The 16,693-nt window shown below is 67.3% G+C and carries 17 protein-coding genes and 1 riboswitch; of the genes, 9 read left to right on the plus strand and 8 right to left on the minus strand.

The features are described 5' to 3' along the window. Window positions 1-12: 12 nt before the first annotated feature. Window positions 13-792, plus strand: coding sequence for an SDR family oxidoreductase (locus KW836_RS03175; protein ID WP_218342434.1), 780 nt, complete (start codon window positions 13-15; stop codon window positions 790-792). 54 nt (window positions 793-846) lie between these two features. Here KW836_RS03175 and ilvB read toward each other — a convergent pair whose 3' ends face one another. Beyond that, entirely contained in the window at window positions 847-2,679 is a 1,833-nt protein-coding gene (gene ilvB, locus KW836_RS03180; RefSeq protein ID WP_218342435.1) for a biosynthetic-type acetolactate synthase large subunit, read from the minus strand. Window positions 2,680-2,772: 93 nt separating this feature from the next. Between ilvB and KW836_RS03185 the strand changes: the two genes are divergently transcribed. Beyond that, window positions 2,773-3,255 (plus strand): Lrp/AsnC family transcriptional regulator, encoded by a 483-nt coding sequence (locus tag KW836_RS03185; RefSeq protein ID WP_218342436.1) that lies wholly within the window; start codon window positions 2,773-2,775, stop codon window positions 3,253-3,255. Window positions 3,256-3,330: 75 nt separating this feature from the next. Here KW836_RS03185 and KW836_RS03190 read toward each other — a convergent pair whose 3' ends face one another. After that, window positions 3,331-4,251: a bestrophin family protein gene (locus tag KW836_RS03190; RefSeq protein ID WP_175136983.1), complete on the minus strand. Its 921-nt coding sequence runs from the start codon at window positions 4,249-4,251 to the stop codon at window positions 3,331-3,333. A gap of 107 nt (window positions 4,252-4,358) precedes the next feature. Here KW836_RS03190 and KW836_RS03195 point away from each other — a divergent pair, with 107 nt between their 5' ends. The 3 genes from KW836_RS03195 (at window position 4,359) to KW836_RS03205 (ending at window position 7,048) form a co-directional block, all read left to right on the plus strand. Continuing rightward, window positions 4,359-4,949: an SET domain-containing protein gene (locus tag KW836_RS03195; RefSeq protein ID WP_218342437.1), complete on the plus strand. Its 591-nt coding sequence runs from the start codon at window positions 4,359-4,361 to the stop codon at window positions 4,947-4,949. Window positions 4,950-5,059: 110 nt separating this feature from the next. Beyond that, window positions 5,060-5,210, plus strand: a riboswitch (FMN riboswitch). Between the two features lie 113 nt (window positions 5,211-5,323). Beyond that, complete coding sequence (gene ribB, locus KW836_RS03200; RefSeq protein WP_218342438.1) at window positions 5,324-6,043, plus strand: 3,4-dihydroxy-2-butanone-4-phosphate synthase; 720 nt, start codon at window positions 5,324-5,326, stop codon at window positions 6,041-6,043. Between the two features lie 255 nt (window positions 6,044-6,298). After that, window positions 6,299-7,048, plus strand: a complete 750-nt coding sequence (locus KW836_RS03205) for a TetR/AcrR family transcriptional regulator (RefSeq protein ID WP_218342439.1) — start codon at window positions 6,299-6,301, stop codon at window positions 7,046-7,048. Window positions 7,049-7,070: 22 nt separating this feature from the next. On the opposite strand, the gene KW836_RS03210 is transcribed toward KW836_RS03205, so the two are convergent. The 6 genes from KW836_RS03210 to KW836_RS03235 form a co-directional block, all read right to left on the minus strand. Next, entirely contained in the window at window positions 7,071-7,574 is a 504-nt protein-coding gene (locus KW836_RS03210; protein ID WP_175125832.1) for a nucleoside 2-deoxyribosyltransferase, read from the minus strand. 5 nt (window positions 7,575-7,579) lie between these two features. Further along, complete coding sequence (locus tag KW836_RS03215; protein WP_175125833.1) at window positions 7,580-8,149, minus strand: flavin reductase family protein; 570 nt, start codon at window positions 8,147-8,149, stop codon at window positions 7,580-7,582. Then, complete coding sequence (locus KW836_RS03220) at window positions 8,150-8,608, minus strand: nuclear transport factor 2 family protein (protein WP_175125834.1); 459 nt, start codon at window positions 8,606-8,608, stop codon at window positions 8,150-8,152. 63 nt (window positions 8,609-8,671) lie between these two features. Further along, window positions 8,672-9,283, minus strand: a complete 612-nt coding sequence (locus KW836_RS03225) for an NAD(P)-dependent oxidoreductase (RefSeq protein WP_175125835.1) — start codon at window positions 9,281-9,283, stop codon at window positions 8,672-8,674. A gap of 260 nt (window positions 9,284-9,543) precedes the next feature. After that, window positions 9,544-10,470, minus strand: a complete 927-nt coding sequence (gene panE / locus KW836_RS03230; protein ID WP_175185496.1) for a 2-dehydropantoate 2-reductase — start codon at window positions 10,468-10,470, stop codon at window positions 9,544-9,546. Between the two features lie 173 nt (window positions 10,471-10,643). After that, on the minus strand, window positions 10,644-11,558 hold the full coding sequence (locus KW836_RS03235; RefSeq protein ID WP_175136979.1) for a DedA family protein/thiosulfate sulfurtransferase GlpE: 915 nt from the start codon (window positions 11,556-11,558) through the stop codon (window positions 10,644-10,646). A gap of 462 nt (window positions 11,559-12,020) precedes the next feature. Here KW836_RS03235 and KW836_RS03240 point away from each other — a divergent pair, with 462 nt between their 5' ends. From KW836_RS03240 to KW836_RS03255, 4 genes are read left to right on the plus strand one after another with little or no spacing between them, the layout of a single operon-like run. Beyond that, complete coding sequence (locus tag KW836_RS03240) at window positions 12,021-13,052, plus strand: BMP family protein (protein WP_175185494.1); 1,032 nt, start codon at window positions 12,021-12,023, stop codon at window positions 13,050-13,052. After that, window positions 13,049-14,578 carry an ABC transporter ATP-binding protein gene (locus KW836_RS03245; protein WP_175185493.1) on the plus strand — a complete coding sequence of 510 codons (1,530 nt, stop codon included), beginning with the start codon at window positions 13,049-13,051 and terminating at the stop codon, window positions 14,576-14,578. The genes KW836_RS03240 and KW836_RS03245 overlap by 4 nt, the downstream gene beginning before the upstream one ends. 45 nt (window positions 14,579-14,623) lie before the next feature. After that, window positions 14,624-15,697 (plus strand): ABC transporter permease, encoded by a 1,074-nt coding sequence (locus tag KW836_RS03250; protein ID WP_218342440.1) that lies wholly within the window; start codon window positions 14,624-14,626, stop codon window positions 15,695-15,697. Window positions 15,698-15,707: 10 nt separating this feature from the next. Continuing rightward, on the plus strand, window positions 15,708-16,658 hold the full coding sequence (locus KW836_RS03255; RefSeq protein ID WP_056565907.1) for an ABC transporter permease: 951 nt from the start codon (window positions 15,708-15,710) through the stop codon (window positions 16,656-16,658). The last annotated feature ends 35 nt before the right edge of the window (window positions 16,659-16,693 follow it).

Raw genomic sequence — 16,693 nt, forward strand, 5'->3', positions numbered from 1 at the left:
GAGGCCCGATTGATGAAGACACTTCCGTATCTGCGCAATTTCGACCTGACGGGACAGGTGGCGCTGGTGACCGGCTCGGCCCGCGGGCTGGGCTTTTGTATTGCGCGGGCGCTGGCCGGCTGTGGCGCGCGCGTGCTGATCAACGGCCGCAATGTTGAAGCTGTCAACAAGGCGGTGGGTGAGCTGACCGGCGCGGGGCTGGACGCGCATCCGCTGCCGTTTGACGTGAGCAACGACGCGGCGATGGCAGAGGCCTTTGAACGCATCGACCGCGAGCACGAGCGCCTGGATGTCCTGGTGAACAACGTGGGCGCGCGCAATCGCAAGACGCTGCGCGACACCAGCCCAGCCGAAATCCGCGAGCTGATCGACACCGATCTGGTGGCCGGCATGCTGCTGGCCAAGTTCGCGGCCGAGCGCATGATGCGCCAGGGCGGCGGGCGGCTGATCGCGATTACGTCAGTGGTAGGCGAGCTGGCGCGCGCGGGCGACGCGGTGTATCCCGCGGCCAAGCAAGGGTTGACCGGCATGGTGCGTGCGCTGGCGGCGGAGTTCGGCCCGCACTACATCACCAGCAACGCCATCGCGCCGGGGACGTTTGCCACGGAAACCAATGCGGAGATGGTCGCGGACCCTCAGTTCGGGCCGCGCGTGGCGGCACGCAATCCGACGGGTCGGTGGGGAGAGCCGGAGGAAATTGCGGGGGCCGCCGTGTTCCTGGCTTCGCCTGCGGCGTCGTATGTGAACGGCCACGTGCTGGTGGTGGACGGCGGGTTGTCGATTCAGTTTTGAGACGGCGCGGGTGTCGGCGGCTGCAAGGCGTCTGACACCCGCTCCGGCAACGTCTCAGGTCGTCTCGTCCTGATACCAGACGCCTTCGGCCAGCATCATCTTCTGGTGGCCATGCCCCGCAGGCATCATCGGGAAGCAGTTTTCCTGCGCCGTGACCGCCACGTCCAGGAAGTACGGACCGTCATGCGCCAGGCACTCAGCCAGCGCCGCATCCAGCTTGGCAGGATCATCCACCCGTGCCGCGCCCCAGCCGAACGCCCGGGCCAGCGCCACGAAATCCGGCAGTGACGCGTTGTAGCTGTGGCTGTAGCGGCCGCCGTGGATCAGTTCCTGCCACTGCCGCACCATGCCCATGTAGCCGTTATTGCACAGCACGACCTTGACGGGTGTCTCGTGCTGCATGGCCGTGGACAGTTCCTGGATGTTCATCAGCACCGACGCGTCGCCGCTGACGCAGACCACCGTCTTGTCCGGGTGCGCGACCTGCGCGCCGATGGCGGCGGGCACGCCGTAGCCCATGGTGCCGGCGCCGCCGGACGTCAACCAGCGGTTCGGCCGGTCAAAGCGCAGGTATTGCGCCGCCCACATCTGATGCTGGCCCACGTCTGTGGAGACGATGGCATCGCGGTCGGCCAGCGCGGCGTTCAGGCGCGACATCAGGTGCTGGGGCAGGATGGCGTCGGGCGCGGGCGTGAAACCCAGGCAGTCCTGCGCGCGCCAGGCGTCGATGCGCTTGAACCAGGGCGCCAGACGCGCGGGCTCGAGCGGCGCGTCGCCCAGCTCGGCGCGCAGCGCGCGCACCAGCGGCAGGCAGTCGCCGACCAGCGCCACGTCCACGCGCACGACCTTGTTGATCGAGGCGGGGTCGATATCGATATGGATCTTGCGGGCGTGCGGGCAGAATTCCGACAGCTTGCCCGTGATGCGGTCGTCAAAGCGCGCGCCGATGCAGACGACGAGATCCGAGTTGTGCATGGCAAGGTTGGCCTCGACCGTGCCGTGCATGCCCAGCATGCCCACGAACTGCGGGTCGGACGCGGGGAAGGCGCCCAGGCCCATCAGCGTCAGCGTGCAGGGCGCGCCGGTGTGGCGCACCAGGTCGGTGAATGCCTCGCAGGCCTCGGGGCCGGCATTCACTAGGCCACCGCCGCCGTAAAAGATGGGCCGCTTGGCCTGCGCGATCAGCGCGGCGGCGCGGCGCACGGCCGACTGCGGCAGCTTGGCCGCCAGCTTGCCGGACTGGCGGCGCGCGCGCAGCGCGGCCAGCTTGTGCTGCGACGGCGCGTCAAGCCCATCGCTGTCGCGCGGCACGGCAAGCTGCACGTCCTTGGGAAAATCCACCAGCACCGGGCCGGGACGGCCCTGGCGCGTCAGTTCAAATGCACGGGCCGTCACGCTGGCCACGTCGTCCACGGCGCGGATCTGGGTGTTCCACTTGGTGACGGAACGCGAGATGCCGATGGCGTCGCATTCCTGGAAGGCGTCGGTGCCGATGGCCGCCGTGGCCACCTGGCCGCTGATGCACAGCACCGGGATCGAATCGCACATGGCGTCCAAGAGGCCCGACGTCGTGTTCGCCATGCCGGGGCCGGAGGTCACGAACACCACGCCCGTGCGGCCGGTGGTGCGAGCGTAGCCCTCGGCGGCGTGCACGGCGGCCTGCTCGTGGCGCACCAGCACGTGGCGCAGCCGCGGCTCGGCGTACAGGGCGTCGTACAGGGGCAGGACCGCCCCGCCCGGATACCCGAAGACCGTATCGACACCGTGCGCAATCAGCGTGTCGAGCAGAATTTTCGCCCCGTTTTCAGGGGCGGCTTCGGTGGCGATTTCGGTGGCGGCCAGGGCGGCGGCGGCGGTGGGGTGCAGGCGATCGTTCATGCTATCCATCTTATTGGTAGATTCGAAGAATTTTTATCTTCTTTTCCACGGATAACAGGCGAACGGAGTAAATTCATCTTTGATTTGGAGGAATCGAAGAAAATGAACCTCGACAAGTTCGACTTGGCCATTTTGAAGGTGCTGCAGGACAACGCGCGCGCCAGCCTGAACGACATCGGCGCGGCGGTCGGTTTGTCGTCCACGCCGTGCTGGAACCGCATCAAGCGCATGGAAAGCGCCGGGGTGATTCGCGGTTACACGGTGGACATCGATCCGGCCAGCCTGGGCTTCATGGACACGGTCATCGTCCACGTGACGCTGGAAAGCCACAGCGAAGAGACACTGTACGAATTCGGGCGCGCGCTGGCTCAAATACCGGAGGTGCTGGAGGCGTTTCTGGTGTCGGGCGACTATGACTATTACATCCGCATCGCCGTGCGCGACACGCGGGACTACGAGCGCCTGCTGCGCGAACAGCTCTACCGCATCCCCGGGATCCGGCACAGCAAGTCCTGCTTCGTGCTGCGCCGGTTGAAGGAAACCAAGCTGCCGCTGACGGGGCCGGGGCCTGGGCCGGCGGCGTAGGGCAGCGCCAGTCGCGTAGGGGCGGCGCCAGTCGCGATGGGCGGCCCCATCGCCACGGCCGGCATTCCAACGTCCTCAGCGCAGCACGTAATCCACGGGCACCGCCGGCTCCGGCAGCGGCCGCACGCCCAGCCCTTCGAGCAGATCGATCTCGATCACACGGGCCAGCGCCGACAGCGGCAGGTCGTTTTCGTCCGCGCCGAAGGGATCTTCCAGCTCGTCGCCCAACGCGTCCAGGCCGAAGAATGTGTAGGCGACGATGGTCACCGCAAGCGGCGTCAGGAACTCCAGCGTGCCCACCAGACCGAAAGGCAGCAGCAGGCAGAACAGCCATGCGGTGCGATGCAGCAGCAGCGAGTAGGCGAACGGACAGGGCGTGAACTTGATGCGTTCGCAGGCCGCCTGGATCGCGGCGCACTGCGCGACGCGCTGGGTCAGCCCCTGATACAGGATGTCGGTCAGTTCCCCGCGCCGCAGGCAGGCCGCGAGATCCCGGTTGATGGACAAGAGCAGCGCATCGGGCACGTTGCGGCAGCCGGCCAGCGAATCCAGTTCGTCCTGCTGCACCCACGGACGCACGGCCTCGACCATGTCCTGTCCGCGCAGCCGCGCCGCCAGCCCGTAGCCGAAACCGATGCAGCGCCGCACCAGCCGTTCCTGCACCGGATTGGCGGTGCTGGCCGCCAGCAGCACGGCGCTTTCGCGCGCCAGGCTGCGCGCCTGCACGACGAGGTCGCCCCATTGCTTGCGGGCTTCCCACCAGCGGTCATAACAGACGTTGTTGCGAAAGCCCATGAAGACGGACAGGGCCAGACCGAAGAGCGAGAAGGGCACCGCGGTCAGGTGCGCGGGCGAGAAGAACTGGCGGTGGTACATCCACACCACCACGCAGGAGAGCACCGTGATGACGATGATCCTGCTGAGGATGCGCGGAATGATGGAACCGCGCAGTACAAAGAACAAAGCCAGCGCGGAGGGCCGCGGACGGACGATCATGATGAATATCAAGCAAGGGACAAGGCGGCGCCAACTATACGCCTGTCATCGCGCAATAAAGCCGCCGATATAATTCTGTTTCGTCTCACCGCCACCCTCGAGCCTCAATGACCACCGAAGACACTCCGATCAAGCCCTGGTATGCCGTCCGCCGCTCCAAGCTGCACGGCAACGGCGTCTTCGCCGCCCGCAAGATCCCTGCGGGCACGCGCATCATCGAGTACGGCGGCGCGCGCATCAGCGCCAAGGAAGCCGACCGCCGCCATCCCACGAATCCGGACGATCCCTTCCACACGTTCTTCTTCGCGCTCAGCTCCGGCCGCGTGATCGACGGTGGCGACGAAGGCAACGATGCGCGCTGGATCAACCATTCCTGCCAGCCCAACTGCGAGGCGCAGGAAGGCAAGCACGGCAAGCGCGTCTACATCGTGGCGCTGCAGGACATTCCGCGCGGCACGGAACTGTCTTACGACTACGGTCTGGTCCTGGACGGCCGCATCACGAAGGCGCTGAAGGAAGGCTACAAGTGCCTCTGCGGCACGCCGCCTTGCCGCGGCACGATGCTGGCGCTGCCCAAGAAAAAGGCGAAGAAGGCCGATGCGGACAAGGCCACTAAGACCGATGCCGGCAAGGCCAGGAAAGCCAACGCCGCCAAGACCGCGAAAACTGAAACATCCGAGGCCGCCAAGGCCGCCTGACGGAAAAAGGGGCCCGTCGCCCCATTTCCCAAGACCCCAACCGCAATAAGCATATTCAGCCCCGCGCTGCGGACAGGCGTACAATCGACCGGTCGTTAACACGACATGCAGTACGTCTTCAGGGCGGGGTGCAATTCCCCACCGGCGGTATGCCATGCAATGTGGCGAGCCCGCGAGCGCCCGGCCAAGCTTTGGCCGGGGTCAGCAGATCTGGTGAGATGCCAGGGCCGACGGTCATAGTCCGGATGAGAGAAGATGTGCCGGCACATACTCGGCTGCGCCGGGCGCGTTTGCGCCTTGCCTGGCCGTATTGCGTTCGGCTGTCGATTAGCCCTGAAACGTTTTTCGCCCCATCCTTTTGCGAGAGCGTTTCAATGTCCAACGTTGCCTTCACCCAGCAGTCCCCCATCCCCAGCCTGGCTTCGCAGCCCTTTGCCGTGCGCCTGTCGCGCGCGTTGCATCATCTGCGCCTGGGCCGTCCCGTCATCCTCATGGACGACTTTGACCGCGAGAACGAAGCGGACCTGATCGTCGCGGCCGACAAGCTGACCGTGCCCGTCATGGCGCAGCTCATCCGAGACGGCAGCGGCATCGTCTGCCTGTGCCTGCCCGGCGACACACTGGATCGCCTGGAATTGCCGCCGATGGTCCAGCGCAACCAGAGCCGCTTTGCCACGGCCTTCACCGTGTCGATCGAGGCGCGCGAAGGCGTGAGCACCGGCGTGTCCGCCGTCGACCGCGTCACCACGATCCGCGCCGCCATCTCGCCGTCGGCGCAGCCCGAAGACATCGTCAGCCCCGGCCACGTGTTCCCGCTGCGCGCGCAACCGGGCGGCGTGCTGACGCGCCGCGGCCACACTGAAGGTTCGGTGGACCTGGCCGTGCTGGCCGGCATGCGCCCGGCGGGCGTGCTGTGCGAACTGATGAATGCCGACGGCACGATGATGCGCGGCGCGGCGCTGGATCGCTACGCCGCCGAGCACGGGCTGGTGGCGCTGACGATCGCTGAACTGGCCGACCATCTGCAAAAGCTCAAGGACGGCCAAGCCGAAGCGATCGACGACGAAGTCCTGGAGATGGCGGCGACGGTCTGAACGCACTCGTAGAACGCACCCGCGGCTGCGCTGGCCGCGGGCGGCGTCGACAGGGTGAGTTGTTGAACGAGCATTTGAACGAGTGCGCGCGCCCCGATCGCGGGCATGAGCGGATGGCATAATTCGCGCGAAGCGATGCAGGTCCATGGCCGCCTGGCGGCCGCGGCGCCCGACCACGATCGGCCGGCCTGTCATCGCGTGCCGCCAATTCAATGAGCCATTGCTCACGTTTGATTCTCGCCCTTTGCCTTACTCATGACCGCCATCCCCCAGCCCCGGAAATCACCGCGCCAACTCAGATCGCAGCAAACCGTCGACACCATTCTCCAGGCCACGGCTCAAGTTCTGGCCTCACACGGGTATGCCGGCACCAATACGAATCTGATCGCGGAAACGGCGGGCGTGAGCGTGGGCTCGCTCTATCAATACTTTCCGAACAAGAACGCGCTGATCGCTGCGCTGCATGACCGGCACGACAACCAGATGCTGGACGTGATCGACGACGTGCTGAACGGCAACCCGGCGGCCACGCTGCGCGAGCGCGTGGGCGCGATCGTGCAGGCGATGCTGCACGCGCATCTGCTGGAGCCCGCGCTGCACCGCGTACTGGAAAGGGAGTTTCCGCTGTTCGACCAGCCGCACGAGCACAGCCGCGCGGACCAGGACATCCACCGCCGCATGCGGCATCTGCTGGAGTTGCACCGCGCAGAAGTCGCGCAGCAAGACCGGGATCTGGCGACCTACGTGGTGTTGCGGATCATGGAGTCGCTGGTGCACGCGGCCGCGCTCGAGCCGCCCGCGGGCTTCACACCCAAGCAGTTGGAAGGCGCGGTGGTCGATGCGGTCATGGGATACCTGGGCGCGTCTGGAAACGCCGCGCCGGGCAAGACAAGCAGGGCAGTCAAAGCGGCCCCGAAGGCGGCCAGAACGGTCAGCGCAGACAAGCCGGCCAAAGCCATCAAGACAGCCAGCGCCGCCAAAAAGGCGAAGCCGGCGCGCGCCTAGCTGCCGGACTCAGACGCCGGACTCAAGCGCCGCGCGCCATTCTGGCCAGGCAGTCCGCCGGGCCGCCCGTCACAATGCGCGCGCTGCACGCCAACATCAGGTTCAGATTCAGCCCGAAGTCCTCGACGGTATGGCCTTGCGCGTCGACCATGCGCGAGGCGCCGTCGTCCGCCGCCGCCCCCACCGCCACCTGATCGATCAGCGTGCCGGCCTGGTTTGTGTAGCCCCACACGGGCTTGCCGCAGGCGATCGCGTAGCCCACTTCAAAAGCCGTGCCCGAATCGGGCTCGGCGCCGCGAAACGGATTCAGGTTTGCCATCACCATGTCGGCACGGCGGATCAGCGCGACGTTCGCGCGGTAGATCCATTCTGCAAGCGCTTGCCCGGCGAGCTCCGGCGGCGCGGCGTTGTCCAGCGGGAACAGGCCCTCGAAACCGTAGGTGGCGCACAGGGTCTTGAGCCGTTCGCCGTGCGCCACGGCATCGGGCAGAAAGACATCGAAACCCGCCAGGTACACACTGCGCATGGCCCTTACTCCGGATCGGCGACGTTGAAGGCTTCGCCGGTGGCGAAGAAGGAGCCGCCGGCCAGGTAGTGCACCGACCGGCGCTCGTCGTCCGGAAAGTGCCAGCGGTTGCCGGAAAACACGTCCGGCGCCGCCCACGCGGCCACGACCTCGCCGATGAAGAGATCGTAGGCCTGCTGGTTGTGCGGTTCGGAAATGACCTTGCATTCCAGCCAGCCCAGGCAACCCTCGATAAGCGGTGCGCCGATCTTGCTGGCGGGAAACGTCGTCAGGCCGCTCGCCTGAAACTTGTCGTCGTCGCGCCCGGACTGCGAGCCCACGACCATCGTGGCGCGCGCTTGCGCCCGCGACGGAATGCACAGCGCGAATTCGCCCGACGCTTCGATGAGTTCGCGCGTCCAGGTGTTCTTGTCGACCACGACCAGCATCTTGGGCGGACTGAAGTCCAGCGGCATGGCCCACGCCGCGGCCATCACGTTGCGGGCATCGCCGTGCGCGCTGGTGACCAGCACGGTCGGGCCGTGGTTCAGAAGGAGATAGGCGCGGGGCAGGTCAACGGGTTCGATCATGGACACCTAGAACATGCCGTTCTTGTTGGCGGGATTCTCGGGGATTTCCTGGCTGACGTCCCAGTGTTCGACGATCTTGCCGTCCTGGACGCGGAAGATGTCAACCACGGCCTGGCCGCGGTCTTCCGGCGAATCGCGCCACAGGTTGTGGATCATGACGAGATCGCCCTCGGCGATGACGCGCTTGATCTCGACGATGGCCTGCGGATGCTGCTCAAAATAGCGCGGGAAAAAGTCGACCATCGGCCCGACGCCGTCCTGCATGTACGGATTGTGCTGCGTGTAGTTCGGGCCGACATACAGGCGGACCGCCTCGTCGACGTCGCGGTCCTGGAACATCATGCGGAAGAACGCAACGGCGATTTCCTTGTTCGATTGCGGCGCGGCGGCAAGCGCCGGCGCAGTTGCCACGCAACTGGCGGCGACCAGCAGGCAGGCGGCCAAGGATTTCCACTTCTTACGCATACAGGACTACTCAGATGACGCCGATCGGCGGCCTGCCAGTTTACAAACAAACGCGTCCGAGGATCAGTATCCGACGGTATAACGGCGGCGCGAATGCTGGGGCGTCTCGATCTCGTCGGCCAGGGCGATCGCGTAGTCTTCCATCGAAATCCAGCTCTTGCCGTCGTCGTCGGCCAGCAGATGGTCGTCGCCCACGCGGAACGTGCCAGTGCGCTCGCCGGGTTCGAACATGGCCGAAGGCGACAGGAACGTCCAGTTCAGCACCTTTTCCTGGCGCAGCGTGTCCAGGAATACGACGCCTGCTCGGGCCTCGGGCTTGTAGGCATCGGGGAATTCTGGGGTGTCGATCAGCATCTTGCCGGGAGCGACCAGCAGGCTGCCGGCGCCGCCCACCACCAGCAGACGCGGCACGCCGGCGTTCTTGACGGCGGCCAGCAGCGGCTTGGCGTCGGCGGACACGAAGCGCGTGGCGCTGATGACGGCGTCGTGGCCGGCCAGGATGGGGGTCAGGCCTTCGGGATCGGTGGCGTCGCCCTGGCGGACGGTCAGGCCCGGCTGCTCGTTCACTTCGCCTTGGGTGCGGGCGATGCCCGTCACTTGATGGCCGCGCTTGAGCAATTCGTCTGCCACGCGCGAACCCACGCGCCCGGTAATGCCGATCAATGCGATTTTCATGGTCTTGCTCCTGGAAGGAATGGGCCGGGAACAGGCGCCGCACGATTGCGGCGGAACAGGCTCCGGCTCAAGGCAAAGCCATACTATTCGGTCAAATCCGAACGAAAAACCCGTCAAACAGGAAGAGTTCTTTGCAATCCATGCACCAATGCGCTGGATGGCGGCGGGCGGCTGGGGTTTGACCGGGCGTGCACGCAGCAGCGGCACGCCCGATCAGTGTGCGCCCGGCGACCCCGCTTGAACAGGGGCCGCCCCCGCGATCAGCGGGCGGCGCGTTGCGCCTGATAGACCTGCAGATGCGAATACGCGACCCGCAGATACGTGGCATCCACGCCCAGCGTGCGGGCGCGGCGGACCATGTCGCCGACGATGTGGTCGGCCTCGACGGGCAGGCCCTGGCGCAGGTCGCGGAACATGGAGGCCGTCATGGGCTGGGTGCGGTCCGACAGCAGCTTGCGCACGGTGGCGTCCGCCTCGGGCCGCACGGTGTGACCGGAGGCTGCGGCCACCGCCTGCGATTCCTGCAGCAGACCGAGCAGGATGTCGACGCCGTCGTCGGTGGACGCGATCTCGCCGACCGAGCCGCGCATCAGGCAGGTGGCTGCGGCCAGCGTCGTCAGCATGACGTACTTTTCCCAGATGTCCTGATAGATGTTTTCGCTGAGGCGGCTGACGTATTCGCCGCCCGCCAGCGCCTGCTCCAGCGCCACGCAGCGCTCGCTGCGGGCGGGACCGGCGCGTTCGCCGAACACCAGGTTGGCGTGCTTGCCCAGGTGGACGACTTCGCCTTCGGGGCCGAGCGTGGCGTTGATCTGGCACAGGCCGCCCAGCACGCGATGCGGTTCGAATTCGCGGTCCAGCACGTCGTACTGGAGCACGCCGTTCATGATAGGCAGCACCGCAGTGTCCGGTCCCACGGCGGGGCGGATAGCCTCGATGGCGCTGTCCAGGTCGTAGGCCTTGCAGGACAGCACGACGACGTCATAGCTTTCCTGCAGCGTCTGCTGCGTAACCAGTTTGGGGTGCAGCGTGGCATCGCCCAGCGGGCTCTGGATGCGCAAACCGTGTTCGCGGATGCGCGCGGCGCGCGGCTCGCGCACCAGGAACGTCACGTCCGCGCCGGCTTGCGCCGCGCGTCCGCCAAAGTATCCGCCGGTGCCGCCGGCGCCCAAGAACAACAACCGCATGCCTGTCTCCTGTTGGCTGCCCGCGTCAGGCGCGGGCCAATGCGGGCATTATGCGCCCGGGCCACGCCGCCGCGCACGCGCGGCGGCCGATGGATCATGCGCTGGACGCTTCAGGCTGCGGCTCGACGCGTCGGACCTGCCCACGACGCTTCAGGCTTGCTGTCCTGGACGCCTCACGCCTGCTGTTCGCGTTCCGCCCAGGCCTCGTAGCCGCCGCGCAATGCCCAGATCTTGCGGTAGCCGGCCGCGCGCAGCCGCGAGGCGAGCAGGGCGGCCGACACCTCATTCGGGCACGCGCAATAGACCACGATGTCGGAATCGATCGCGCCGGGATCCAGCGCGGGCAACGGCTGCTTCAGGTCCACGGCCACGGCGCCCGGAATGCGCGCGGCATCGCGCTGCGCCTCGGGCCGCACGTCGAAGACCAGCGCCTCGCGGCCGTCCTGGCGCCATTGCATCAATTCATCGACCGACAGCCGCGGAATGACGCGCAGGCTGCGCAGCAGGATCTTGCGCCGCAGAAAGCGCGCCACGATATAGAGCGCCAGCACGGCCGCCAGCACCGCCAGCCCCATCGGGCCGTAGGTGCCCAGGATGTCCAGCACGTCGTTGATGACGCTGTGGAAGAGGCCGCCGAGCAGCAGCGCCGAGCCCACCCAGATCAGCGCGCCAGCCAGGTCATAGAGGAAGAAGCGGCGGTAAGGCGTGTTGGTCAGCCCGGCCATGACGGTGGACAGCGCGCCCGCGCCCGGCAGGAACTTGCACACCAGCAGCGCGCGCACGCCGATGCGCAGGTACAGCCGCTGCGTCTGGCGGATGCACGAGTCCTGCGACAACGACAGCTTGCAGACCACGCCCAGCAGACGCGACCCGTAGCGCCTTCCCGCCCAGTACCACAGGCTGTCGGCGATGAGACACGCGGCCGTGGCGGCCAGCAGCGGCACGAGCCAGCCGGCAGCGCCGGCCAGCGCGCCGGCGGCGATCATCATGGGGTAGGCGGGCACCGGCAGACCGGCTTGCTCGATGAGGACGTTGGCGAACACGAGCCACCCGCCGTACTGTTCGAGCAGCAATTGAATATCTTGCATTGGGGTTTCCAGCTTGCCGCGCGCGGCGCGGGCGCGGCTCATGCGCGCAATTTTAGGCGCGCGGCCTCGCGCTTGGGGCATAGACCCTGCCGTCCGCGCGGCAACACTGCGTTCCATTGCAGTGCGTTGCACGACCCGCCGGTGTCCATCCATCGGGACACCACGCACCAAACTGGTGCCACGCTTCCCCGCGAGGGTGCCTATAATCCTGCCCGGCCATCAGGTTTCCCCGCCTTGTCGCGGGAACGCCCCGTGGCATACATATTGCTTCGCCAGGACAGGCTGAGAACTCGACCATTTGGCCGGGTGCGCCGCCTGGCGCTCCCATCCGATGACCGATCCCACGCCCCCGTTCACGCACGATCTGCCCGGCACGACTGCCGGCGGCAGCGGCCTCCGTGCGGCGGGCGGCATCCCCCCATCCCTCCATTTCCTGTCCTTCCCCGCGTAGGAGTCACCTGCATGAAATCCCTTTCCCTTTCGTCCGCCGGCGGCATCGCCCGCCGCGGCCTGCTCAAGCTGGCCGCAGCGGCTGCCGGCGCACTGCTGTTCTCGGGCGCGGCCCTGGCGCAGGCGCCCGCCAAGATCAAGGTCGCCGCCGTCTACACGGTGCCGGTCGAACAGCAATGGGTGTCGCGCATCCACATCGCGCTGTCCGCCGCGCGCGACCGCGGCGACATCGAATACACGTTCTCGGAAAACGTCACCAACGCCGACTACGAGCGCGTGCTGCGCCAGTACGCCGAGCAGGGCAACAAGCTGATCGTGGGCGAAGCCTTCGCGGTTGAAGCCGCGGCCCGCAAGGTCGCCAAGGACTATCCGCAGACCGCCTTCCTGATGGGTTCGTCGGGCAAGCCGCAGCAGCCCAACTTCTCGGTGTTCGACAACTACATCCAGGAACCGGCCTACCTGACCGGCATGATCGCCGGCGGCATGAGCAAGACCGGCAAGATCGGCCTGGTGGGCGGCTACCCCATCCCCGAAGTGAACCGCCTGATGAACGCGTTCATGGAAGGCGTCAAGGAAGTGAACCCGAAGGCCGAGTTCACCGTGACCTTCATCGGCTCGTGGTTCGATCCCCCGAAGGCCAAGGAAGCCGCCTTCGCGATGATCGACAAGGGCGCGGACGTGCTGTACGCCGAGCGCTTTGGCGTGTCGGACGCCGCCAAGGAACGCGGCAAGCTGGCCATCGGCAACGTGATCGACACGCAGCCGCAGTACCCCGAGACGGTGGTGGCCTCGGCGCTGTGGAGCATGATCCCGACCATCGAAGAAGCCCTCAAGCAGGTGAAGGCCGGCGCTTTCAAGGCCGATGACTTCGGCCAGTATTCGCTGATGAAGCACAAGGGCTCGTCGCTCGCGCCGCTGGGCACCTTCGAGCAGAAGATCCCCGCCGACCTGATCGCCAAGGTCCAGGCCAAGGAAAAAGCCATCCTGGACGGCAGCTTCACCGTGAAGGTCAACGACAAAGAACCCAAGTCCTCGGCACGATGAACCAAGCGCCTCTCGCCCTGCAACTGACGGGGATCACCAAACGCTTCGGCAGCCTCACGGCCAACGACGATGTCTCGCTGACGCTCCGCCAGGGCGAAGTGTTGGCCTTGCTGGGCGAGAACGGCGCCGGCAAATCGACCCTGGTGTCGATCCTGTTCGGCCACTATGTGGCCGACGCCGGCAGTATCGAAGTCTTCGGCAAACCCTTGCCCGCCGGCCGGCCCGATGCCGCGCTGGCGGCGGGCGTCGGCATGGTGCATCAGCACTTCACGCTGGCCGACAACCTCACCGTGCTGGACAACATCATGGTGGGCACCGAATCGCTCTGGAAGCTGGCCTCGGGCCGCGGCCAGGCCCGCAAGCGCCTTGTCGAACTCGGCCAGCGCTTCGGCCTGGGCGTGGACCCGGACGCGCGCGTCGGCACGCTGTCTGTCGGTGAAAAGCAGCGCGTCGAGATCCTGAAGGCGCTGTACCGCGGCGCCCGCGTGCTGATTCTGGACGAACCGACCGCGGTCCTCACGCCGCAGGAAGTGCAGGATCTGTTCGCCACCCTGCGCGGCTTCGTCGACGAAGGCCTGGCGGTCATCTTCATTTCGCACAAGTTGGACGAAGTGATGGCCGTGTCCCGCCGCGTGGCGGTGCTGCGGCAGGGCAAGCTGGTGGCGGAACGCGACACCGCGGGCACCAACCCCGCGGAGCTGGCCGAACTGATGGTGGGCCGCAAGGTGGTCATGCCGCGCGCCGAGGCCGCGACTGCCGCCGAGCAGGCTGCGCCCGTGGTCACCTTGTCCCAGGTCACCGTGCGCGACAGCCGCGACGGCGCGCCGCGCCTGGACAGCCTGGACCTCGTGGTCCACACGCATGAAATCGTGGCCATCGCCGGCGTGGCCGGCAACGGCCAGCAGGCGCTGGTGTCGGTGCTGACCGGCCTGCGCCAGCCCTCGGACGGCACGATCCGGCTGGGTCCGGAACACGCCGCCGCGCCCACCACGCCCGCCGGCTGGACGGCCGCGCGCGTGGGCCGCATTCCGGAAGACCGCCACGGCGAAGGCATGATCGGCGACAGCCCCTTGTGGGAAAACGCCATCGTCGAAGATCTGAAGGACAAGCGCTTTGCGCGCCACGGCCTGATCCGCGCCCGCGCGGGCAAGGCCTACGCGGCCTCGCTGGCCAAGCAGTTCGACGTGCGCGCCGCCTCGCTGGACGTGCGCACGCGCAGCCTGTCGGGCGGCAACATGCAGAAGCTGATCCTGGGCCGCACGTTGGCGCGCGAGCCGCGCTTCATCGTGGCCGACCAGCCGACGTGGGGCCTGGACATCGGCGCCGTGGCCTACGTGCGCGAGCAGCTGCTGGCCGCCCGCGCGCGCGGCGCCGGCGTGCTGCTGGTGTCCGAAGACCTGGAAGAGATCTTCGCGCTGGCCGACCGCATCGCCGTGCTGTGCGGCGGCAAGCTGGTCGCGATCAAGCCGGTGGCCGAGTGGACGCCCGCCACCGTCGGCCTGGCCATGACGGGAACCCGGGCATGACGGTCAGCACCGTCACGCCTGGCTTTCTTCACTATTGAGCATCACATGAAACTGATCCTGGAACGCCGCCCCGAGCCCAGCCGCCTTGCGCTGGCGCTTGCGCCGATTGCGGCCATCCTCTTCACGCTGGCGGTCTGCACGCTGCTGGTGGCCTGGGCCGGCGCCCCCGTCGGCCGCACCTACGCGCTGCTGTTCGAAGGCGCATTCGGCACACGCTTCGCGCTGTCCGAAACCCTGACGCGCGCCACGCCGCTGATGCTGACCGGCCTGGCCTGTGCCGTGGCGTTCCGCGCGCGCTTCTACAACATCGGCGCCGAAGGGCAGCTCTATCTGGGCGCGCTGGCGGCGGTGGCCGTCGGCGGCCTGCATGACGGCACGGGCTTTGACCTGCCGGTGCCGGTGCTGTTCGGCGGCATGATGCTGGCGGCCGCGCTGGCCGGCGCCTTGCTGCTGCTGATTCCGGCCATCATGAAAACCCGCCTTGGTGTCGACGAGGTCGTGACCACGCTGCTCGGCAACTTCATCGTGCTGCTGTTCGTGTCGATGATGCTGGACGGCCCGATGAAGGACCCGATGGCGATGGGCTGGCCGCAGTCGGTGGCGCTGAACGGCGACCTGGAACTGGGCAAGCTCATCGAACGCACGCGCGCCCACACGGGCCTCTTGTGGGCCGCGGGCCTGGCGCTGGGCTTGTGGCTGCTGAACCGCTACACCGTCTTCGGTTTCCAGATGCGCGCGGTGGGCGCCAACGCCCACGCCTCGCGCTTTCTGGGCCTGCCGGTGAACCTCGTGATGCTCGGCACCGCCATGCTGTCCGGCGCGCTGGCGGGTCTGGCCGGCGCCATTGAAGTGGCGGGCCGCACCAGCTACGTCACGCTGGATATGTCGCCGGGCTACGGCTACACGGGTGTCGTCGTCGCCATGCTGGCCGGCCTGCATCCGCTGGGCGTGATCCTGGCCAGCATCTTCGTGGCCGGCATGCTGGTGGGCGCCGACAGCATGAGCCGCGCCATTGCCGTGCCCAACTACATCGCCGACGTCATCGTCGCCACCTCGTTGCTCGCCATGCTGGTCGCGACGCTATTCGCGCAGTACCGCCTGCGCCGCAACAAGGCTTGAGGAGCACGCCATGGAATGGATGGATCTGATGAGTTCCTCGGCCTTCTGGGTGGCCGTGCTGCGCCTGGCCACGCCGCTGATACTGGGCACGCTGGGCGTGCTGCTGTGCGAGCGCGCCGGGGTGCTGAACCTGGGCATCGAAGGCATCATGGTGGCCGGCGCCTTCACGGGCTGGCTGGTCGTCTACCTGGGCGCGCCGCTGTACGTGGGCGTGCTGGCGGCCGCGCTGGCCGGCGCCGTGTTCGGCCTGCTGCACGCCGTGCTGACGGTGCCGCTGGGCCTGTCGCAGCACGTGTCGGGCCTCGGCGTGACGCTGCTGGCCACCAGCGTCAGTTATTTCGCGTACCGGGTCACGTTCCCCAGCGTGTCCACGCCGCCGACCATCACGCCGTTTGCCGAAATGAAGTTCCTGGATGGCATTCCGCTGATCGGCCCCGTGCTGGCCGGGCAGACCCCGATGACGCTGATCGCGCTGGCCGCGGTGCCGATTCTTGCGTGGGTGCTGAACCGCACGCCCGTGGGACTGGCCGTGCGCATGGTGGGCGAGAACCCCGCCGCCGCCGAAGGCCAGGGTCTGTCCGTGACGCGCCTGCGTATCGGCGCTATCGTGGCCGGATCGGCGCTGATGGGCGTGGCCGGCAGCTTCCTGACGCTGGCCGCGTTCAATGCGTTCTTCTTCAACATGGTCAACGGCCGCGGCTGGGTCTGCGTGGCGCTGGTGGTGTTTGCGTCGTGGCGGCCGGGCAAGGCGCTGCTGGGCGCGCTGATCTTCGCCTTCTTCGATGCGCTGCAGTTGCGCCTGCAGCAGGGCGGCGCGGCGCTGCCGGGCCTGCCCGAACTGCCGTATCAGGTGTACCTGATGCTGCCCTATATCCTGTCCATCCTGGCCCTGGTGTTCATGGCGCGCCGCGCCGCCTACCCGCAGGCCTTGATGAAGCCCTACCGCAAGGGCGAACGGTGATCGCCCCCGCGGCGCTGCGCGACAGGAATGCAGCA

The organism is Achromobacter sp. ACM05 (assembly GCF_019218915.1).
Taxonomy (GTDB): Bacteria; Pseudomonadota; Gammaproteobacteria; order Burkholderiales; family Burkholderiaceae_B; genus Achromobacter; species Achromobacter animicus.